The following is a 22580-nucleotide window of genomic DNA, read 5'->3' as shown; positions in this document are numbered from 1 at the left end:
TATTCCGGTGGCCACTGGTGGGGCACGCCGGGCAAGGTCTACACGTCGACCGATGGCGGCCACACGTTCACGCTGAGCCAGGGCTCGGTGAACGCCGGGCTGGCGCCGAACTACTTCGGCAGCACCTCGCTGGCGGTCAACCCCAACGTCGAGGGCGACCTCTGGCTGACCGACGGCAACGCGGTGTACCACTCGACCGATTCGGGTGCGAGCTGGGCCAAGCTCAGCAACTTCGCGTCGATCTTCACCGGCAACCCCTGGCCCCAGGTGCAGGGTGCAAGCGCCATCGCGCTGGGCAAGGCCAAGGCTGGCGCGCCGTACTCGGCCGCGGTCTACGTCGTGGGCGTGATCAACGGCGTGTGGGGCGTGCACCGCTCTGATGACGGCGGCGCCACCTGGACGCGCTTCAACGACGACGCGAACCAGTTCGGCGGCATCGGCGTGATGGCGGCCGACCAAGCCATCTACGGCCGGATCTACATCAGCGGCACCGGCCGCGGAATGCTTTACAGCAACTGAAACAAGGGCTCGGCAGGCCGGTGTCCAGTTCTTGGCGCCGGTCTGCCGCTGCATAACGCTCGTGACCGGCGGAGACAACCGGCCGAGCACCTTCACTGAAAGGTAGAACATGAGAACCTTGATACACGCGCTGCTGCTTGCCTTTGGCACGAGCGCAGCCCCGCTGGCGCTGGCGCAAACCTGCGCGCCGACCGCCATCACGCCCTACATCAACGTCAATGGCACGTGGACGCAAACGGCATCGGCCACCATCAAGACCGGTGCCTCGGCCATCCTCGGCCCGCAGCCGATATCCGGGGGCATGTGGAGTTGGAGCGGCTGCGGCACCGCCGGTGCAGCGCGCGAGCAGACCATCCAACCGGCCGCAGCCTGCACGGCCACCGCCACCTACACCAACAGCTGTGGCGCCAAGTCCCAGCAGGCGTTCTCCATCAAAGTGGGCACCTGGAACAGCGTGAAGTGGGGCGGCGGCGGCTATGTCGACGGCCTGATCTATCACCCGACGACCCCGAACCTCTTGTACGCCCGGACGGACGTCGGCGGCGCCTACCGCTGGAACCAGGCCACCTCGCAATGGGTGCCGATCACCGACGGCCCGGGTTTCGGGGGGGGGATAGAAGGAGCCTTCCACACCGTCGAAAGCATCGCCCTCGATCCAACCAACGACCAGCGGGTCTACATGGTCGCGGGCGATAGCAAGAAGAACGCTCGCTTGTACATTTCCAGCAACCGCGGCGACAGCTGGACATGGGTCACGCTGCCGTTTCTTGCCGGCGCCGATACCGGTCGGGCGATTGGCGAGCGCCTGAGGCTCGATCCGACCAATCCGTCGACGATGTTCTACGGTTCGACCAAGGCCGGCCTGTGGAAGAGCACGAACTCCGGCCAAACCTGGGCGCAGGTCACGGGCCTGTCTTCCTACACGACGACCAACGCCATGGTCGGCGTCGAGCAGATCATCTTCGACAACGGGAACGTGGGCGGCGGCCAGCCGACCTGGAACATGTGGGCCGCGATCGCTCCTGACTACGCCACCGCAGCGGGCCTGACCTCGACCTTCTACAGGTCCAGCAACAACGGCTATTCATGGACGCCGGTCGCGGTGCCGGCCGCCGTCGCCGGGTATTACATCCCGCACTTCGCGCGCGCCGCCGACGGCAATTACTACGTGGTGTTCAACAAGAACGCAGGCCCGGGCGGCGACGGTCCCGGCTACCTCTACAAGTACACCGGTATCAATGGCGGCGCCTGGACCTTGCTGAGCAGCACTACCACGGGCGGCTACGGCGGCGTGTCCGTCTACGGCAGCGGCCCGACCACCCGCATCGCGCTGGCCGTGAGCGCTACCTGGGGCGATTTCACCGGCCAGAAGATCACCCAGTTGTCCGACAACGCAGGCAGCACCTGGCGCGAAATCGAGTCCATGATGCCCCACGAGCAGAACAGCGCCGGGTACTGGGGCTGGAATGACGACATCGAGATCGATCCGAACAACCGCGACCACATCTTGCACCTTGACGGTCCCGGCATCTGGGAGACGATGAACGCCTCGTCGGCGACACCGAGCTGGACCACCAAGCTGAACAATCTCGAAGAGACTGCCACGCTGGCGCTCATCACCCCGCCAGCCGGTGCGACCTACAAGTTCATCAGCAGCGCGGGCGACATCGGCCCCTGGGTCCAGACAGACCTCGCGACGACGCCGACCAAAGGCCCCAACACCGGCTGGAGCAATGGCAATTCCGCCGACATGAGCTGGTCGGATCCGCAATACATTGCCCTCATCGGCGTCACGCACGGGGATCACAAAGGATTCGGGTACTGGTCGGGCGACGGCGGCACCACATGGACACGCTTTGCCACCTTGCCTCCCGGCGCCGCGACCAATACGCACGAATCGTCGAACATTGCTGTCACCTCACGCAACAACGCGATCTGGGCGCCGGCCGATACCGTGCCGTCCTACACCACCAACAATGGCGCCAGTTGGACGGCGACCAATCTCCCCGCGCTGCCGGAGACGTCCGGCTTCCCTCGCTCATACCGGCTCGCGGTGGATCGCAGGAATCCGAACAAGGTCTATGCCTACGATTCGGGCGGCTCCGTGTTTGCTGGTCCGGGCAAGTTCTACGTCTCGACGGATGGCGGCCACAACTTCACGCTGAGCCAGGGTTCGGTGTCGGCAAATATGAAGGGCAATCCGTATTTCCTGACCGGGATGGCGGTCAACCCGAACGTCGAGGGCGACATCTGGGTGGCTGACGGCAATACCGTGTACCACTCGGTCGACTCGGGCGCCACCTGGACCAAGTTCAACAACTTCGCGTCTGTTTTCGGCAGCGACTTTTGGCCCGACGTGAACGGTGCCAGTGCCTTGACTCTGGGCAAGGCAGCCCCTGGCGCGACGTACTCCGCCGCGGTCTACGTGGTGGGCGTGATCAACGGCCAGTGGGGTTTGTGGGCTTCCAACAATGCAGGCAGCACCTGGACCCGCTTTAACGACGATGCCCATCAGTTCGGCGGCATAACCAGGTTGGCGGGTGACTGGAACACCTACGGCCGGATCTACGCCGCCGGCGGGGGCCGCGGCGTGCTCTACAGCAATTGAACCGAGAGCTCGGCAGGCTGGCGTCCAAATCATGGCACCGGGCTTGCCGCACCTCCTTCACCTTGTTCGACGGTTATGCCCAAGCCCTGGCGCCGACCGTCCATAACGCTCGCATCCGGCGGAGACAACCGGCCGAGCACTTTCAACCTTGAAAGGTAGAACCATGAGAGCCTTGTTATCCACATTGCTGCTGGCCCTGGGGGTCAGCGGGGCCCCATTGGCCCAGGCACAAAGCTGTGGCAGCGGCGGCGGTACCACCGTCTGCCTGACGGCCACTGGCACGACCGACAACGTACAGCTGGGCTGGACCGTCAGCGGCAACGTCACGCGCCTGGAGGTCTACCGCGACACCGACCCCGACCCCAACGGCCGCAGCCGCATCGCCGCGCCGGGCAGTAGCGCCAGGAGCTACACCGACTCCACGGCCGCAAACGGCACGCCCTATTGGTACTGGGTCAAGTTCACGACCAACGGCGGCAGCTACAACTCTGGCGTGGCCACTGCCACGCGCAACAGCAGCTGCACGCCGACGGCCATCACGCCTTACATCAGCGCCAACGGGTCCTGGACGCAGACGGCCTCAGCCTCGATCACTGCAGGCAACTCGGCCATCCTCGGCCCGCAGCCGGTGACCGGCGGTTCGTGGGGCTGGAGCGGCTGCGGCACCTCAGGCTCGGCACGCGAGCAGACCATCACGCCTGCTGCCAGCTGCACGGCCACCGCCACCTACACCAACAGCTGCGGCGCCAAGAGCACGCAGGCCTTCGTGATCACCGTGCCCGGCTCCATGCGCGACCTGACGAGCGTCCAGCTGTCGCAGCTGATGTCGCCCGCCTGGAACATCGGCAACTCGCTGGACGCCTCACCCAACGAGACCAACTGGGGCAATCCGCTGATCAACCAGCAATTGCTCAACGCAGTGAAGGCGGCCGGCTTCAAGACCGTGCGTATCCCCGTCAGCTGGAACCAGTACGCCGACGCCAACGGCAACATCAGCCCAACCTTCATGGCGCGTGTCACCGAGGTCGTCGGTTACGCACGCAACGTCGGCCTCTACGTCGTGCTCAATACGCACCACGAAGGCAGCTGGCTGATCCCGACCTACGCCTACCAGGCGAGCGCCAACGCGCGCCTGGCCAAGCTGTGGACGCAGATCGCCAACAACTTCAAGAACTATGACGACTACCTGCTGTTCGCCGGCACCAACGAGGTGATGGTGTCCGGCGACTACGGCCCACCGACGGCCGAGTACCAGGCCGTCCAGAACGGCTTCAACCAGGTCTTCGTCGACGCGGTGCGGGCCACGGGCGGCAACAACGCCAAGCGCCATCTCGTCGTGCAGGGTTTCAACACCAACATCGACTCGACCTACAACGGCTTCATCAAACCCAACGACTCCGCGACCAACCGGATGTTCCTGGAAGTGCACTACTACGATCCGTACCACTTCGCCCTCGACGGCAGCAGCAACATCTGGCAGTGGGGCGCGACCGCGACCAATCCGGCCGTGACCGAGACCTGGGCCAACGAGGCCTACGTCGACGCCCAGTTCCAGAAAATGAAGTCCCGCTTCGTCGACGCCGGCTTGCCCGTGCTGATGGGTGAATATGGCGCGATCCTGAAGTCCGAGTACGACCCGGCCGGCACCTACCGCACCGCCTGGACCAAGTACGTGACCAAGTCCGCCTTCCAGCACGGCATCGTGCCGGTGTGGTGGGACAACGGCTATGACGCCAACCACCAGTTCGGGCTGTTCAACCGCTACACCGGCGCGCAGTACTTCCCGGACCTGATCAAGGCCATCGTCGACAACGCGAAGTGAGGTAGCGGCATCAGGACGGTGGCACCGAGCACCGTCTGCCGTGCCTCCCCTCGCTCCATCAACGCAGCCTGCCCCGCCGCAAGCAGGGCGGGCTGTGCCACGCAGCACCAAGCAGTAACACCAAGATGAAACCGCCTCGCCTCGCCCCTTCGGCCTTCGCCTCGTTGGTGCTGGCCTTCTGCATCGTCGCCTGTGGCGGTGGCGGTGGCGGCGGCAGTGGTGGTGGTGGCGGAACGACCAGCCCACCCCCGTCCACGGACAGCAGCGGCATGCGCGACCTGACGAGCGTCCAGCTGTCGCAGCAGATGTCGCCCGCATGGAACCTTGGTAACTCGCTGGACGCCGGCGGCAGCGAGACCAACTGGGGCAACCCGCTGATCAACCAGCAACTGCTCAACGCGGTGAAGGCGGCCGGCTTCAAGACCGTGCGCATCCCTGCGAGCTGGAACCAGTACGCCGACGCCAACGGCAACATCAGCCCGACGTTCATGGCGCGTGTCACCGAGGTGGTCGGCTACGCCCGCAACGCCGGCCTCTACGTCGTGCTGAACACCCACCACGAAGGCAGCTGGCTGATCCCAACCTACGCCTACCAGGCCAGTGCCAATGCGCGCCTGGCCAAGCTGTGGACGCAGATCGCCAACAACTTCAAGAACCACGACGACTACCTGCTGTTCGCCGGCACCAACGAGGTGATGGTGGCTGGCGACTACGGCCCACCGACGGCCGAGTACCAGAACGTCCAGAACGGGTTCAACCAGGTCTTTGTCGACGCGGTGCGGGCCACGGGCGGCAACAACGCCAAGCGCCATCTCGTCGTGCAGGGCTTCAACACCAACATCGACTCGACCTACAACGGCTTCATCAAGCCGGCGGACTTGGCGACGAACCGGATGTTCCTGGAGGTGCATTTCTACGACCCGTTCAACTTCGCGCTCAACGACAAGAGCACGATCTGGCAGTGGGGTGCGATCGCGACCAACCCGGCCGTGACCGAGACCTGGGCCAACGAGGCGTACGTCGACGCACAGTTCCAGAAGATGAAGTCCCGCTTCGTCGACGCCGGCATGCCGGTGCTGATGGGCGAGTACGGCGCCATCCTGAAGTCCGAGTACGACCCGGCCGGCACTTACCGCACCTACTGGACCAAGTACGTGACCAAGTCGGCCTTCCAGCACGGCGTCGTGCCGGTGTGGTGGGACAACGGCTACGACGCCAACCACCAGTTCGGCCTGTTCAACCGCTCGACCGGCGCACAGTACTTCCCTGAACTGATCAAGGCCATCGTCGACAGCGCCAAGTGATCCGACGGCGCCCCGGCGCTGACACCGATGGCCGGGTCGTGCCTTGCGCGCACCGGCCTGCTTTCCCGCCGCAAGGCAACGCGCGCCGCGCTGACCGAATGAAGTTGATACCCACCATGACCCTCTGGCGCCTGCTGTTTGCCACCACGCTGACGCTGCTGGCCCCATTGACCCAGGCCCAGCCTTATCGCTGGGACAGCCTGGCCATCGGCGGTGGCGGCTATGTCGCGGCCATCGTGCCTAGCCAGACCGAGCGCGGCCTCATCTACGCCCGCACCGACGTCGGCGGCGCCTACCGCTGGGACGCCGCCAAGGCACACTGGACCTCGCTACTCGACGGCGTGTCCGAGGCCGACGTTGGCCTGCTCAGCGTGGACGCCCTGGCGCTCGACCCCAAGGACAGCGCGGTCCTCTACCTGCTGGCCGGGGTGCCCTACTTCAGCGGCGGCAAGACTGCGGTGCTGCGCTCCACCGACCGCGGCGCCACCTTCAGCCGCATCACCGACGTGAGCCACCTCTTCCGCGCCAACGGCAACGGCCTGGGCCGCAGCAACGGCGAAAAGATGCAGGTCGACCCGGGTGACGGCAAGGTGCTCTACGTCGGCTCGCGCGCCAACGGCCTGTTCAAGAGCCTTGACGCCGGCGCCAGCTTCAAGCGGGTCGACGCCTTGCCCGTGACCACCACGCCCAATGAGACCGGCATCAGCTTCGTGCTGCTGGACCCGACCAGCGTGGCGGGCGGCGTGGCGCAGCGGATCTTTGTGGGCGTGTCGCGCTTCGGCTCGGTCGGCCCCAACCTCTACCGCAGCGACGACGCCGGCGCCAGCTTCAAGCCGGTGGCCGAGGCGCCGTCGGCCTACATCCCACAGCGCGCGACGCTCGCCGGGGACGGCCATCTCTACATCACCTATGGCGACGGCTCAGGCCCGCATGGCGACTGGAAGAAGCTCGACCCGCCGGAGCCGCTGACGGCCGGCCAGGTCTGGAAATACAAGGTCGCCAGCGGCGGCTGGACCAACGTCACACCCAAGGGCATCAACCGGGCGTTCTCGGGCGTGTCGGTCGACCCGCGCAATGCGAAGCGGCTGGTCATCTCGACCATCAACACCTGGATGCCGCAAGGTGGCAAGAACGCTGGCGACCGCTTCTACGTCACCAACGACGGTGGCAGCAACTGGACCGACGTGGTGGAACGAGGCTTCGCCATGGACACCAGCGGCGTCAGCTGGATCTCGGCCTATGCCATCCACTGGACGGGCTCCATCGAATTCGACCCCTTCGACACCCGCGCCGTCTGGGTCACCTCCGGCAACGGTGTGTTCCGCACGGCCGACATCGACGCCACGCCGGCCACGTGGACCTTCACCGTCAAGGGCCTGGATGAAACCGTGCCCAACGTGGCCGTCAGCGTGCCGGGCGGCCCGCTGCTATCGGTGATCGCCGACTACGACGGCTTCCGCCACCAGAAGCTGGACGCCTTTGCGCCCATCCACGAACCCCGCCTGGGCTCGACCACCGGCCTCGCCGTCGCGGGCAGCAACACGGCGGTCGTCGTGCGCGTGGGCGGCAAGAAGATGTACCGCTCCGCCGACACCGCTGCCACCTGGACCGAAGTGGCCGGCATGCAGGGCGACTACGGCACGCTGGCGCTGTCGGCCGATGGCGCTGCGCTGCTGCACAGCTTCCGCCAGGCAGACGGCAGCAACCGCACTGTCCGCGCCGCCAACTTCACCGAGGCCAAGCCCGTCTGGACCGCCGTGCGCGGCCTGGAAGGCGCGCCGATGCGGCCGGTGGGCGACCCGGTGAACCCCGCCAAGTTCTACGCCTACGACCGCGGCACCGTGCGCGTCAGCACTGACGGCGGCGCCAGCTTCGCCGCCACGGCCCAACTGGCCGCAAACGGCTCAACGCTGGTGCGCGTGGCGCCGGGGCGCGAAGGTGATGTCTGGGTGGCGCTCAAGGCCGGCGGGCTGGCGCGCTCCACCGACTCCGGCCGAACGTTCACGACCTTCTCCAACATCGCCCACTGCGGCGCCGTGGGCTTCGGCAAGGCCATGGCCAACGCGCCCTTCCCTACCGTCTTCATCTGGGGCTCGCCCCGGGGCAAGCCGCTGGGGGTGTACCGCTCCATCGATGCCGGCGCCAACTGGCAGCGCATCAACGACGACGCGCATCAGTTCGGCGGCCCCGGCAACGGCGAGTTCGTCATGGGTGACATGAACGTCGAAGGCCTGGTCTACATGAGCACTGTGGGCCGCGGCATCGTCTACGGCATGCCGGCCGACGCTCCCCTCTCACTCAAACCCTGAGCACCATGAATCAAAAATTTTCCCGCCGCGCATTGCTGCAATCCTCCGCCGCCGTCATGGGCGCCGCCGGCCTGCCTGCCGCCCACGCAGCGCCCTCTCCCTTCAAGCCCACATGGGATTCCCTCGTCGGCGGCTACCGCACGCCCGACTGGTTCCGCGATGCCAAGTTCGGCATCTGGGCGCACTGGACCGCGCAGTGCGTGCCCGAGGCGGGCGACTGGTATGCCCGCCACATGTACATCCAGGGCAGCGGGCAGTACGAGCACCACGTCAAGACCTACGGCCATCCGACCAAGGTCGGTTTCATGGAGATGAACAACCGCTGGAAGGCGGAGAACTGGGATCCCGAAGCGCTGATGGACCTGTACGCCAAGGCCGGCGCCAAATACTTCGTCTCGCTCGCCAACCACCACGACAACTTCGACGCCTACGACTCCAAATATCACGCCTGGAACTCGGTGCGCGTCGGTCCCAAGAAGGACATCGTCGGCACGTGGGCCAAGGCCGCCCGCGCCAGGGGCATGCGCTTCGGCGTCAGCAACCACTCGGCGCACGCCTGGCACTGGTTGCAGCCGGCCTATGGCTACGACGCGGAAGGCCCGCTGGCCGGCCAGCGCTACGACGCCTTCACCCTGACCAAGGCCGACGGCAAGGGCAAGTGGTGGGAAGGACTGGACCCGCAGGACCTCTACACGGGCCGCAACATGGTGATGCCCGACGGCATCAAGACCACGCAGGCCGCCCACGACTGGCATGAGAAGCACGACCGCGTCTGGGACGAGAACCCGCCGGCACAGAACCCCGCGTTCACGCGCCAATGGTTCCTGCGCTGCCGCGACCTGATCGACAGCTACCGGCCCGACCTCGTCTATTTCGACAACTCCCGCCTGCCGCTCGGCCAGGCCGGCCTGGACATCGCGGCGCACTACTACAACGCCAGCATGGCCTGGCACGGCGGCAAGCTGGAGGCCGTCCTCAACGCCAAGGAGATCCCGCATGAATGGCGAGCGGGCATCGTCGAGGACGTCGAGCGCGGCCAGCGCGCCGGCATCGAGCCGCTGCCCTGGCAGACCGACACCTGCATTGGCGACTGGCACTACAACCGCGGTGTCTTCGAGGGCCATCACTACAAGTCGGCGGCCAGCGTCATCCACCGCCTGGTGGACATCGTCTCCAAGAACGGCAACCTGCTGCTGTCCATACCGCTGCGCGGCGACGGCACGATCGACACCGACGAGCGCAAGGTCCTGGACGGGCTCGCCGAATGGATGGGCCGCAACGGCGAGGCCATCCATGGCACACGCCCGTGGCGCAGCTTCGGCGAGGGGCCGACGCAGATCGGCGGCGGCATGTTCAGCGAAAACCAGGTCAAGGACTTCACCGACCAGGACATCCGCTTCACCACCAAGGCCGGGGCGCTCTATGCCATCGGGCTGGCCTGGCCCAAGAGCGGCGTCATGCGCATCGCATCGCTGGCGCAGGACTCGGGGCTGGCGCCCGGCGTGATCGAGCGCGTCGAGGCCGTGGGCTCCACCGACAGCCTGCCCTTCAAGCGCACCCCGCAAGGGCTGGAGGTGCGGCTGCCCGAAGGGCTGGCCGGCACGCCCGCGATCGCGCTGAAGGTGCGCGGCACTGGCCTCGCATGAGCGGCCGCCCTTTTCACTAACAGCGAGCCATGACGCAGAAACTTTCCCGCCGCTCGCTGCTGCAAGCCACCGCTGCCACGATGGGCGGCGCCGGGCTGCCCACCGCGCAAGCCGCCCCCGCCCCGTTCAAGCCGACCTGGGATTCCCTCGTCGACGGCTACCGCACACCCGACTGGTTCCGCGATGCCAAGTTCGGCATCTGGGCGCATTGGAGCGCGCAATGCGTGCCCGAGAGGGGCGACTGGTATGCCCGCAATATGTACATGCAGGGCAACTGGCAATACGACCACCACGTCAAGACCTACGGCCACCCGACGAAGGTCGGCTTCATGGAGATGCAGAACCGCTGGAAGGGGGAGAACTGGAACCCCGAAGCGCTGATGGACCTGTACGTGAAGGCGGGTGCGAAGTACTTCGTCTCGCTCGCCAACCACCACGACAACTTCGACGCCTACGACTCCAAGTTCCACCCCTGGAACTCGGTGCGCGTCGGTCCCAAGAAGGACATCGTCGGCACCTGGGCCAAGCTGGCCCGCGCCAAGGGGCTGCGGTTCGGCGTCAGCAACCACTCGTCGCGTGCCTGGCACTGGTTGGCGCCTGCCTATGGCTACGACCCCGAAGGCCCGCTGGCCGGCCAGCGCTACGACGCCTTCAACCTGACCCAGGCCGACGGCAAGGGCACATGGTGGGAAGGCCTGGACCCGCAGGACCTCTACACGGGGCCCAACAGAGTGATGCCCGACGGCATCAGCACCGTGGCCGCCGTCACCGAATGGCATAAGCGCAGTTACTACACCTGGAAAGACGTGGAGCCACCGAACAACCCGGCGTTCATTCGCCAGTGGTTCCTGCGCTGCCGCGACCTGATCGACAGCTACAAGCCCGACCTCGTCTACTTCGACAACGCTCACCTGCCGCTCGGCCAGGCCGGCCTGGACATCGCGGCGCACTACTACAACGCCAGCATGGCCTGGCACGGCAAGGTAGAGGCAGTCATCAACGCCAAGGAGCTCTCACCCGTAATGCGTGGCGGCGTGGTGGAGGACCTCGAGCGCGGCCAGCGCGCCGGCATCGAGCCGCTGCCCTGGCAGACCTGCACCTGCATCGGCGACTGGCACTACAACCGCGGCATCTTCGACGCTCACGGCTACAAGTCGGCCGCCAGCGTCATCCACCGCCTGGCGGACATCGTCTCCAAGAACGGCAACCTGCTGCTGTCCATCCCGCTGCGCGGCGACGGCACCATCGATGCCGACGAGCGCAAGGTCCTGGAAGACATCGCCGCCTGGATGGACCGCAACGGCGAGGCCATCCATGGCACGCGGCCGTGGCGCACCTTCGGCGAAGGGCCGACGAAGGTCGGTGGTGGGATGTTCAGCGAAGGCCAACTCAAGGGCTTCACCACCCAGGACATCCGTTTCACGACGAAGGCCGGCGCGCTCTACGCCATCGGGCTGGCGTGGCCGGAGAACGGCGTCATGCGCATCGCCGCGCTGGCGCAAGACTCGGCGCTTGCTCCCGGCGCGATCGAGCGCGTCGAAGCCGTGGGCTCCACCGACAGCCTGCCGTTCAAGCGCACGCCGCAAGGGCTGGAGGTGCGGCTGCCTGAAGGCCTGGCTGGTTCGCCGGCCGTGGCGTTGAAGATTTCGGGCGGAGGACTCGCATGACGCTACCTATCCGCAGACATTTCCTGGCACGGGCGATTGCGCTCGTTGCCGCGCTGCCGGCTTGCTCGCTGGCGGCGCCGCCCATACCCACGAGCTCGCTGTTCGACGTCAAGCGCTTCGGCGCCAAGGGCGATGGCCGCACGCTCGACTCGCCAGCGATCAATGCGGCCATTGCTGCCGCAGCGACAGCGGGCGGCGGTACTGTCTATTTCCCGCCGGGGCGCTACCTGTCCGCGTCGATAAGGCTCAAGAGCAATATCACGCTCTACCTGGAAGCGGGCGCGGTGATCGAAGCGGTTGACGCGAGCGTGGCGCGCTACGACCTGCCCGAGCCGAACGAGGCCGGTGGCAACTATCAGGACTACGGCCACAGCCACTGGCAAAACAGCCTGATCTGGGGCATTGGCCTGAATAACGTGGCCATCGTCGGCGGCGGCTTGATTCACGGCAAAGGCTTGATCAGCGGCCACGACAAGTACACGGGCTACTACACCGACAAACCGGATCAGCCCGGCGAAGCCGACAAGGCGATTGCGCTGCGCGAGTGCCGCAACGTGACCTTGCGTGATTTCTCGATCCTGCATGGCGGCCACTTCGGCATATTGGCGACCGGCTGCAGCAATCTGCTGATCGATCACTTGATCATCGACACCAACCGCGACGGCATGGATATCGACGCCTGCAGCAACGTGCGCGTCACGAATTGCAGCCTGAACACGCCCTGGGACGATGCGATCTGCCTCAAGGCCAGCTACGGCCTGGGGCGCATCCAGCACTGCGAGAACATCACGATATCCGACTGCCTGGTGTCGGGGAATTTCGACGAGGGCAGCCTGATTGATGGCACCTTCAAGCGCAGTGCACCGGAATACCGGTCGGGGCGATACGGCCGCATCAAGATGGGCACCGAATCGAATGGCGACTTCAAGAACATCACCATCACGAACTGCATTTTCGACGAGTGCCGGGGCCTGGCGATCGAGAGCGTGGACGGTTCGCACATCGAGGACCTGACGATCTCCAACATCACCATGCGCAACGTGGTGAACGATCCGATCTTCATACGCTTGGGCGCGCGCCTGCGCGGACCGAACAAGCCGCCGGTGGGCACGATCAAGCGCATCAATATCAGCAATGTTGTGGTGTCCGGTGCGCACGTCAATCACGCAAGCACCATTGCCGGGCTGGAAGGGCACCTGATCGAGGATATTCGCATCAGCAATGTGCAGATAGAAACGCAAGGCGGCGGCGATGCGGCCTGGAGCAAGGTGGTTCCGCCCGAAAACGCAAACGGATATCCGGAGCCCGGCATGTTCGGCAAGGCGCCGGCGTATGCGTTTTACATGCGCCATGTGAAGGCCATCGAGGCTCATCACGTCAAGGTCGGCTACGTGAAGCCGGAGGGGCGAACCGCGGTCGTGCTGGACGATGTCAGCGATGCCAGCTTCCATGCCGTCAATCTGCGGCGCGGGCACGGCGGGGCGGCGCTGTTCGTGCTGCGCGGCGTCAGCGATTTCTCGGCCAGGGACGTGCGCGGCATGCCGGACCGCGAGATCCCGGAGCGTGTGGATGCGCTGACCTTGTAGACATGCAAGACCATGTTCAACGCGCCCTACCCCACCGTCTTGCCCATCAAAACCAGAGCGATGACATGAAATACACCAAGCACACCCTCTCCCGGCGCGAGGCGTTGCGGGCCGCCCTCGCTGCTGCCGCCACCCCACTGGGCGCTGCGGCGGCAACGGCCGCGACGGCCTCCTTGTCCGGCGTGGCGAACGCCGCCGCCGGCAACCTGGCGCCGGGGAACGCCGAGGCCCGCCGCGCGCACCCGTCGCCAGCCCCGGAATGGGTGCTGACGACGCCCCAGGGCACGCTGCGGATCAGCGCGCTCTGCGACCGGGCGCTGCGAGTGCGCTTCCTTCCTTCGCAGGCCTCAACGCAGGCCTCAACGCCGGCGCCACCACCAAGCCTCGCGCTGCTGCCCGGCCGTGCCAAGCTCCTGATGAAGCAGACGCCGGGCGCTGATGCGACCCGCCTGGAACTGCCGGCCATCCGCTGCGAGGTGGACAACGGCACCGGGGCGCTGCGCTTCTTCGACCGTAACGGCGCCTTGCTGCTCGCTGAAGCGCCCGGCACCCGGCGGCTGACGCCGTCGCGGCTGGGCGACGAGCCTGTGTTCATCGCCGAGCAGGTGTTCGAGTCACCCGCCGACGAACGGCTCTACGGCACCGGCTGCTTCCAGGACGGCGCCATGGACCTGCGCGGCCACCCGCGCCGCCTGACGCAGGTGAACACGCAGATCAGCCTGCCGTTCATGCTGTCCAGCCGCGGCTACGGCCTGCTCTGGCACAACAACGGCATGGCCGAGCTGAACATGCCCGAGCAGCAGGTGGCGCTGGGTCGCATCAAAGCCGAGAACAAGGCCGAAGTCGTCGATGTGACGACGACCACGGGCAATGCGCAGGTCGTGCGAAACCTGACGCGCTTTGAAGGCACGTTCCGCACGGAAACGGCCGGCCGCTTCGCCTTCCTCCTCGACGTCGGCCGCGCGATGGGTTCGCGCCACTCGGTCGAGATCGACGGCAAGTCCTGCGTCGAGATCGCGAACCACTGGCTGCCGCCGACGGTCGGCTTTGTCGTCGAGCTGCCGGCAGGCGAACACCAGGTGCGCATCCACGCCGACAAGGATGACTCTCCCTCCCTGCGCTTCGGCGCCGTGCGCGCGACCACAACGTGGCGCTCACCGGTGGCCGATGCCATCGACTACATCGTCATCGCCGGCCCGAGCGCGGACGAGGTGTTCGAGGGCTACCGCGAGATTTCCGGCGCCACGCCAATGATGCCGCGCTGGGCCTATGGCTACATCCACTGCCGCGAACGCTTCCGTTCGTCGGCAGAGATCGTCGACACGCTGCGCGAGTTCCGCCGCCGCAAGCTGCCCGTCGACGTGATGGTGCAGGACTGGCAGTACTGGGGCCGCCACGGCTGGAACGCGATGCGCTTCGACGAGGATCACTACCCCGATCCTGCCGCGATGATGCGCGAGGTACACGGCCTGAACGGGCGGCTCATGCTGTCGGTGTGGGCCAAGATCGGGCGCGACACCGGGCTCGGCCGCGCCGCTGCAGCCGGCGGTCACTACATCGACCAGACCGACTGGATCGACTTCTTCGACCCCAAGGCCGCCGCCTTCTACTGGAACAACCAGCGCGAACGCCTGCTCAAGCTCGGCATCGACGCCTGGTGGCAAGACGCGACGGAGCCCGAGAACGACGACCTGGTGGGCCGGCGTACGGCCGCAGGCCGTGGTGAGCGCGTGCGCCTGGCCTACCCGTGGTACGTCACGCGTACCGTTTACGAAGGCCAGCGCCAGGCGGCACCTGACCGGCGCGTGATGATCATGACGCGCTCGGCCTTCCCCGGGCAGCAACGGCATGCGGCAGCCACCTGGTCGGGCGACATCGGCAACGACTGGGACACGCTCAAGCGGCAGATCCCCGCGGGCCTCAACATGGCCGCCGCCGGCTATGCCTACTGGACGGTCGACGCCGGTGGATTCTTCCGTCCGGGCGACGGCCAGTACACCGACAAGGCCTACCACGAGCGCCTGATCCGCTGGTTCCAGTACGCGACCTTCCTGCCGCTGCAACGCGTGCACGGCTACATGACCAACACCGAGTTCTGGCGCTATGGCGACACGGTGGAGGCGGTGGCGCGCCAGTATCTGGAGCTGCGCTACCAACTGCTGCCCTACCTCTACAGCCTGGCCCACGAGGTGCATGCAAAGGGCGCACCGATCATGCGGCCGCTCGTGTTCGATTTCCCGCAGGACCAGCAGGCCCTGGACCAGGCGCACAGCTACATGTTCGGCCGCGCCCTGCACGTGGCGCCAGTGCTGGCGCCTGACGTGTCGAGCTGGCCCGTGTACCTGCCGCAGTCTGCGGGCGGCTGGGTCGATTTCTGGACGGGAGAACGGCGCGCGGGCGGCCGCACGCATGACGTGGCGTCGCCGCTGGAGCGCATGCCGCTGCACCTGCGCGCGGGCAGCATCCTGCCGCTCGGGCCGGTGCTGCAGTCCACCGCCGAGGCCACCGGTGAGGTGCTCGACCTCTACGTCGTGCCTGGCGCCAACGGCGCTTTCGACCTCTACGAGGACAGCGGCCTGGACTATGCCTACGAGAAGGGCGGGTTCAGCGTGATCCGCATGACCTGGGACGACAAGCGCGGCGTGCTGCGCCTGGCGGCGCGCAACGGGCGCTTCGCGGGCATGCGCACGACCAAGCGCTTGCGCATCCACCGCCTCGGCGACGGCGTGCCGACGCTGCAATCCAACCCGCTGCGCGAGGTGGTCTACACCGGGCACGCCGTCGAAATACGCCTGGGCTAACCGCTCTCCAGCCCCAACTCTGCTCACACATCCATGAAGACCACCACCCACCTCGCCATCGCCGCGCTCGCCCTGGCCGCATCGGGCGCCTACGCGGCCGACGCCGTCATCACCTCGCCCGATGGCCACGTCGCGCTGCGCATCGCCGACAACGGCGGCCAGTTCAGCGTCAGCCGCCATGGCGAAGCCGTCATCGCTCCCTCACCGCTGGGGCTTGATCTGGACGGCCAAGCCCTCGGCGCGTTGACGCTGGAGTCGCGCCAGGACGTCGCGGAGGACCGCGTCATTCCTCTCGTCGCTACGAAGGCGGCCACGGCCCGCGACCACTACCGCGGCGCCACGCTCACCTTCCGCGAGGCAGGCTCCGGCCGCCGCCTCTTCATCGATGCACGCGCCTACGACGACGGCGTTGCCTTCCGCTACCGCCTGGAAGACACCGGACCGGTGAAGCTGCGCGGCGAGCGCACGGCCTTCGTGCCGGCGGGCGACCCGACCTGCCTGGTTACGCCCACCGACGGTTCGCACGAGCAGGCGTTCGAGCGCCTGAAGGTCTCGCAATTCAAGGCCGACGCCGCCTACGACGTGCCGGTAGTCTGCGCCACGCCGTCGGGCCGCACCCACTACGCCATCACGCAGGCCAACCTGAAGGGCTACACCGGTGCCTCGCTGCGGCGCGAGGGTGAGGCGCTGCGCCTCCAACTGTCCGGCGTGCCGGGACGCGCCGGCCCGGCCTTCGTCTCGCCGGCCGGGCTGACGACCGCCTGGCGTGCCGTCATGCTGGCCGACCAGGCCGGCAAGCTGATCGAGTCGCACCTCGTCGGCAACCTCAATCCGGCGCCGCAAGGTGACTTCAGCTGGGTCAAGCCCGGCAAGGCGGCATGGGATTGGTGGTCCGGCCCACTGGTGGGCATGAAGCCCGACATGGGCGCCTACAAGCGCTTCATCGACTTCGCCGCCGAGTCCGGTTTCCCCTACTACCTCATCGACGCGAACTGGGCCTCCGGCCCGAGCGGCTGCTGCGATGCCAGCCCGGAGACCGACATCACGCGACCGGCCAAGGGCATCGACATGCCCGAACTCGCGCGCTACGCCGCAGCCAAGGGCGTGGGCCTGATGCTGTGGGCGCATTGGGCGCATGTGGACGCACGCATGGACGAGGTGCTGGACACCTACGTCCGCTGGGGCATCAAGGGCGTCAAGGTCGACTTCATGAACCGTGACGACCAGCAGGTGGTGGACTTCTACGAGCGCATTGCCGCCGCCACCGCCAAGCGCAAGCTGCTGCTGGACCTGCACGGCGCCTACGTGCCCGCCGGCCTGCAGCGCACCTATCCCAACTACATCACGCAGGAGGGCGTGCTCGGTGCCGAGTGGAGCAAGATGACCACGCGCACCACCCCCAGCCACAACGTGACCCTGCCGTACACGCGCATGCTGGTCGGCCCGATGGACTACACACCCGGCGGCTTCCGCAACGCGACACCGGCCACCTTCGAGGTGCGTGCAGAGATGCCACTGGTGCAGAACACGCGCGGCCAGGCGCTGGCGATGTACGTCGTCTACGACAGCCCGCTGCAGATGGTGTCGGACGACCCGACCTCCTACCGCGGCGAGCCCGGCTTCGACTTCATCAAGCGCGTGCCGACGGCTTGGGATGAGACCCGTTTCATCGCCGGCGAGCCGGGGCAGGACATCGTGCTGGCGCGCCGCCAGGGCAAGACCTGGTACATCGGCGCGATGACGGGCGACAAGGCGCGCATGGAAAAGGTGTCGCTGGACTTCCTGCCGCCCGGCAACTGGCGCGCCACGATCTGGCAGGACGGCGAGGTCGTGCGCGAAGTGCGCCGCACGGAACGCAAGGTGACCCGCAAGGACGTGCTGAGCCTGTCGCTGGCCGCCGCGGGTGGCGCCGCCGTGGTGCTGGAGCCGCTACCGACGCCGTGAGCAGCGCGCTCACGCCTGTCATTCCATCCATCAACCACAACCCGTTTTCCCTCATGAACAAGTGCACTAAACAACTTCTCGTCTCTTCGATGCTCGCGGCGGGCCTCTTGGCCGGCTGTGGTGGCAGCAGCGCAGCCGCCGACGCGAAGCCCGTCGTCGTCGGCGGGACGCCGGCCCAGGCCATCGCCTTTGAATGGAAATCCAGCGAGGCGCTGATCAAGCCGCCGGCCGACCGGGCGGACATCTTCGGCGTCAAGGACCCGACCATCGTGTTCCACGACGGCCGCTATCACGTCTTCATGACCACTGCGGGCAAGAACGGCTGGGGCATGGCCTACACGAGCTTCGCGAACTGGGATGAGGCGCCGAAGGCCCCGCAGTTCATGCTCGAGAAATCGCCCATCGGGCCGGGCTATCGCGCGGCACCCCAGGTCTTCTACTTCGCGCCGCAGAAGCTCTGGTATTTGATCTTCCAGGGCGGTGACCCGCTCTATTCGACCACCCCCAACATCGCCGACCCCCACTCGTGGACGGCGCCCAAGCCCTTCTATTCGGCCATCCCGGCCAGCGTCAAGAACGCCGAGGGCCATGCGGTCTGGCTGGACTTCTGGAACATCTGCGACGACAAGAAGTGCCATCTCTTCTTCACAGGCGACAACGGCAGCTTCTACCGCGGCGAGACGACGATCGACCGCTTCCCTCAGGGCTTCGCCGAACCCGTCGTCGTCATGGCGGAAAAACGCGATGACATGTTCGAGGCCAGCAACACCTACAAGATCACCGGCACCAACAAGTACCTGACGCTGATCGAGGCGATGGGGCCCAAGGGCCGGTATTTCCGCGCCTGGACGGCGGATCGCCTGGATGGCGCCTGGCAACCCATTCCCGGCGCCCCGATGAACAGGTTCGCTGGCGCAGACAACGTCAAGTTCAACGGCCGGATCTGGTCCGAAGGCGTATCCCACGGCGAAATGATTCGCGACGGCATCGACCAGACTCTGAGCATCGACCCCTGCCAGCCGCTGAAGTTCCTCTTCCAGGGCCTGGACATGGAAAAGGGCAAGAACTACGACTACATCGAGCTGCCCTATCGGCTGGGCGTGATCACCGCCACCGCCCCGAACGCCATCAGCGAGCTGTGCAAGAAATGACTGCCTGCCCTGCCGCGGCAACTCGTCCCTGTCGGGCTGGCAGGCCCACCCACTGAGCTGCGTCCCCGGCGGCCAGCGCGACCAGCTATATCGATACCACGGCCGCCAATGGAACGCCGTACTTGTACGACCGGTGCGCAGTGTTCCCCGACCTGGTCAAGGCCATCGTCGACAACGCCAAGCGAGAGAGAACCCCATGTCAAGCCTGAGTAAACGCAGCTTCCTGACCACGCCGCTGCTGGCCGCCGCCGGCCTGGGCGCCGCCCGCATTGCACAGGCGCGAGACTGCGCGCCAGTGGCGCCCGCCCCATACAAGCCGCCGCCGCTGGCGTCCGGCCCGTTCACGGCCGCTGCCGAGTCGCTGCGCAAGTCGGCGGTCCCTGCGTGGTTCCGCGAGGCCAAGCTGGGCATCTGGTCGCACTGGGGACCGCAAGCCGTGCCCAGCCGCGGCGACTGGTACGCCCGATTCATGTACGTGCCCGGCCACCCGCACTACGACCACCACGTGAAGACCTACGGCCACCCGTCGGAGTTCGGCTACAAGGACATCATCAAGCTGTGGAAGGCCGAGCGCTTCGAGCCCGAAGCGCTGATGGACCGCTACGTGGCGGCGGGTGCGAAGTACTTCGTCTCGATGGGCGTGCACCACGACAACTTCGACTTATGGAATTCCAAGCACCACCGCTGGAACGCCACCCAGATGGGGCCGATGCGCGACGTGGTCGGCGAATGGGGCCGCGCCGCGCGCAAGCGCGGGCTGCGCTTCGGTGTCTCCGAGCACCTGGCGACCAGTCACAACTGGTGGTGGACCAGCCACCAGTGCGACCAGTTCTGGCCCAAGCTGGGCGTGGCCTATGACGGCGCCAATCCCGAGAACTTCGACCTCTACCACGAGCCGCATAACACGCCGTACCTGAACCGGGGCGGCGACTGGTACACCAACAACCCGAAGTTCCACGAGATCTGGTACCGCCGCATCATCGACCTCATCGACAGCCACCAACCCGACTTGCTGTACTCCGACGGCGGCATCCCGTTCGGCGAGGTGGGGCGCGCCATGGTGGCCCACCTGTTCAACACCTCGGTCCGCCGCCATGGCGACATGCAGGCCGTGTACAACCACAAGTCGCTGGGGTCGGGCGAGTACATCGCCGAGGTGGGCGTGCAGGACGTCGAGCGTGGCGTGCTCCCGGGCATCAACCCGCTGCCATGGCAGACCTGCACCTCCAACGGCGACTGGTTTCACTCCGAGCACGACCGCTACAAGACGCCGGCGCAGGTGATCACGATGCTGTGCGACATCGTCAGCAAGAACGGCAACATGCTGCTCAACGTGGTGCAGCGCGCCGACGGCACGCTGACGGCCGAATCAGACCTGCTGATGACCGAGATGGCCGCCTGGATGAAGCTCAACGCCGAAGCCATCCACGGCACGCGGCCGTGGAAGATCCACGGCGAAGGCCCGACCGAGGCCGCCAGCGGCGCCTTCAAGGAGAACGTGGACTACACGGCGCAGGACATCCGCTTCACGACCCGCGGCGATGCGCTGTACGCGCTGACGCTGGGCGAACCCAAGGGCACGCTGAAGATCGCTGCGCTGCGCCAAGGCAACGCCCACGATCCGCGCCCGGTGCGCCGGGTCGAACTGCTGGGGGGCGGGCCGCTGAAATTCCGCCAGACCGCCCAGGCGCTGGAGGTCGACGTTCCCGAGCGCATGCCCAGCCGCCACGCCAGCGCGTTGCGCATTGCCCGCGGCTGAAGGCGCCAATGCGCCGGGTCGGATGAGCGGCGGTGTGGTCGCGTGATCGCGCGGTCTGCGGCCATCGACCAGAGAAGTGTCGTGAAAGCCGTTCATTAAGTAATGCGCAACCTGTGATCAGCGCCGCCATGTCAAGCCCTCAACGAACCCAACCTCGTTTCCCATCATGAAGAAGTACAGCAAACCACTCACCGTTCTCTCCATCGTCACCGCGACCCTGGTGGCCGGCTGTGGCGGCGGCGGCGGCGGTGGCGACGCACCCGCACCCGCTCCTGCTCCTGCTCCTGCACCTGCACCTGCACCTGCACCTGCACCTGCACCGGCACCGGCTCCGGCTCCGGCTCCGGCACCTGCTCCGGCACCTGCTCCGGCTCCGGCTCCGGCTCCGGCTCCGGCTCCGGCTCCGGCTCCGGCTCCGGCCGAGGGCACCACCTGGACGAGCGTGAAGTGGGGCGGCGGCGGCTACGTCACGGGCCTGGTCTTCCACCCGACCACCGCCAACCTGCTGTACGCGCGCACCGACATCGGTGGCGCCTACCGCTGGAACCAGCCCACGTCGTCCTGGGTGCCCATCACCGACGGCCTGGGCTTCGGTGGCGGCGAGGCCAGTTTCCACGGCGTCGAGAGCATCGCCGTCGATCCGAACAACGATCAGCGCGTCTACATGGGCGCCGGCATGTACACGTCCGGTGGCAACGGCCGCCTGTACATCTCCAGCAACCGTGGTGACCAGTGGACCTATGTCGCCCTGCCTTTCCCGCTCGGCGGCAACAACCCCGGCCGGGCCATCGGCGAGCGCCTGATGGTCGACCCCAACAAGCCGTCGACGCTGTTCTACGGCTCGCGCACAGCCGGCCTGTGGAAGAGCACCGACTCGGGCCTCACCTGGGCGCAGGTCACGTCGTTGTCGACCCTCAAGATGACCCAGGACCAGATCAACGCCAACGGCGGCACGGCCATGGGCGTCGAGACGGTCGTCTACGACACCGGCACCAAGGGCAGCGGCACGGCCACGCAGACGATCTACGCCCCCATCGCGCCGGACTATGTGCAGACCGCAGGTCTGGCTTCCAACCTGTACAAGTCCACCAACGGCGGCGCCTCGTGGACCCCGGTCACGGTGCCGATCTCCGGCTATCACATTCCGCACATGGTGCGTGCCGCTGACGGCATGTTCTACGTGGTCTTCACCAGGGACGCCGGTCCCGGCTCCGCGGGTCCCGCCCGTCTGTACAAGTTCGACGGCAGCAACTGGACCTTGCTCAGGAGCGACGACTCGGTCGGCTACGGCGGCGTGTCCGTCTCCGGCACCGGCGCGACCACGCGCATTGCGCTGGGGATCACCAACACCTGGGGCAACTTCCCCGGCCAGCGAATCCTCCAGCTGTCCGACGATGCCGGCCGGAACTGGCGCCCCGGCCAGCGAATCCTCCAGCTGTCCGACGATGCCGGCCGGAACTGGCG

General features: G+C 66.7%; 14 protein-coding genes. 13 read left to right on the top strand and 1 reads right to left on the bottom strand.

Going from position 1 to position 22580, the window contains the following annotated elements:
* The 12 genes from ASC95_RS31130 to ASC95_RS08650 all read left to right on the top strand — a co-directional run.
* On the top strand, positions 1-519 hold a 519-nt coding region (locus ASC95_RS31130; protein WP_369820598.1), incomplete at its 5' end, for a WD40/YVTN/BNR-like repeat-containing protein.
* A 109-nt stretch (positions 520-628) separates the two neighbouring features.
* Positions 629-3127: a dockerin gene (locus ASC95_RS08700; RefSeq protein WP_082567629.1), complete on the top strand. Its 2499-nt coding sequence runs from the start codon at positions 629-631 to the stop codon at positions 3125-3127.
* A 163-nt stretch (positions 3128-3290) separates the two neighbouring features.
* A complete protein-coding gene (locus tag ASC95_RS31790; RefSeq protein WP_057297362.1) occupies positions 3291-4949 on the top strand; it encodes a glycoside hydrolase family 5 protein in 1659 nt (552 codons plus the stop codon).
* A gap of 125 nt (positions 4950-5074) precedes the next feature.
* A complete protein-coding gene (locus ASC95_RS08690) occupies positions 5075-6253 on the top strand; it encodes a glycoside hydrolase family 5 protein (RefSeq protein ID WP_057297361.1) in 1179 nt (392 codons plus the stop codon).
* A gap of 116 nt (positions 6254-6369) precedes the next feature.
* Positions 6370-8562 (top strand): hypothetical protein, encoded by a 2193-nt coding sequence (locus ASC95_RS08685; protein WP_057297360.1) that lies wholly within the window; start codon positions 6370-6372, stop codon positions 8560-8562.
* 5 nt (positions 8563-8567) lie between these two features.
* Complete coding sequence (locus ASC95_RS08680) at positions 8568-10208, top strand: alpha-L-fucosidase (RefSeq protein ID WP_057297359.1); 1641 nt, start codon at positions 8568-8570, stop codon at positions 10206-10208.
* Positions 10209-10237: 29 nt separating this feature from the next.
* Positions 10238-11875 carry an alpha-L-fucosidase gene (locus ASC95_RS08675; protein ID WP_057297358.1) on the top strand — a complete coding sequence of 546 codons (1638 nt, stop codon included), beginning with the start codon at positions 10238-10240 and terminating at the stop codon, positions 11873-11875.
* The gene (locus ASC95_RS08670) at positions 11872-13461 is read left to right on the top strand and encodes a glycoside hydrolase family 28 protein (RefSeq protein ID WP_057297357.1); all 1590 of its coding nucleotides are present in this window, start codon (positions 11872-11874) and stop codon (positions 13459-13461) included. The genes ASC95_RS08675 and ASC95_RS08670 overlap by 4 nt, the downstream gene beginning before the upstream one ends.
* Positions 13462-13526: 65 nt before the next feature.
* The gene (locus ASC95_RS08665) at positions 13527-16262 is read left to right on the top strand and encodes a TIM-barrel domain-containing protein (RefSeq protein ID WP_082567628.1); all 2736 of its coding nucleotides are present in this window, start codon (positions 13527-13529) and stop codon (positions 16260-16262) included.
* A 33-nt stretch (positions 16263-16295) separates the two neighbouring features.
* A complete protein-coding gene (locus ASC95_RS08660; protein ID WP_057297355.1) occupies positions 16296-18206 on the top strand; it encodes a glycoside hydrolase family 97 protein in 1911 nt (636 codons plus the stop codon).
* Positions 18207-18259: 53 nt separating this feature from the next.
* Complete coding sequence (locus ASC95_RS08655; protein ID WP_200960109.1) at positions 18260-19357, top strand: non-reducing end alpha-L-arabinofuranosidase family hydrolase; 1098 nt, start codon at positions 18260-18262, stop codon at positions 19355-19357.
* A gap of 196 nt (positions 19358-19553) precedes the next feature.
* Entirely contained in the window at positions 19554-21116 is a 1563-nt protein-coding gene (locus ASC95_RS08650; protein WP_057297354.1) for an alpha-L-fucosidase, read from the top strand.
* Between the two features lie 206 nt (positions 21117-21322).
* Here the strand turns inward: ASC95_RS08650 and ASC95_RS31125 are convergent, their stop codons facing one another.
* The gene (locus ASC95_RS31125) at positions 21323-21478 is read right to left on the bottom strand and encodes a hypothetical protein (protein ID WP_162250741.1); all 156 of its coding nucleotides are present in this window, start codon (positions 21476-21478) and stop codon (positions 21323-21325) included.
* A gap of 80 nt (positions 21479-21558) precedes the next feature.
* On the opposite strand from ASC95_RS31125, the gene ASC95_RS08640 reads away from it, so the two are divergent.
* Positions 21559-22580, top strand: a 1022-nt coding sequence (locus tag ASC95_RS08640; RefSeq protein WP_369820597.1) for a WD40/YVTN/BNR-like repeat-containing protein, incomplete at its 3' end; no start/stop codon positions are given.

The sequence above is a fragment of the Pelomonas sp. Root1217 genome (genome assembly GCF_001425705.1).
Classification (GTDB): domain Bacteria; phylum Pseudomonadota; class Gammaproteobacteria; order Burkholderiales; family Burkholderiaceae_C; genus Pelomonas.
The sequence above is the reverse complement of the archived record's forward strand: the minus strand, read 5'-3'. Positions and strand labels throughout refer to the sequence as shown.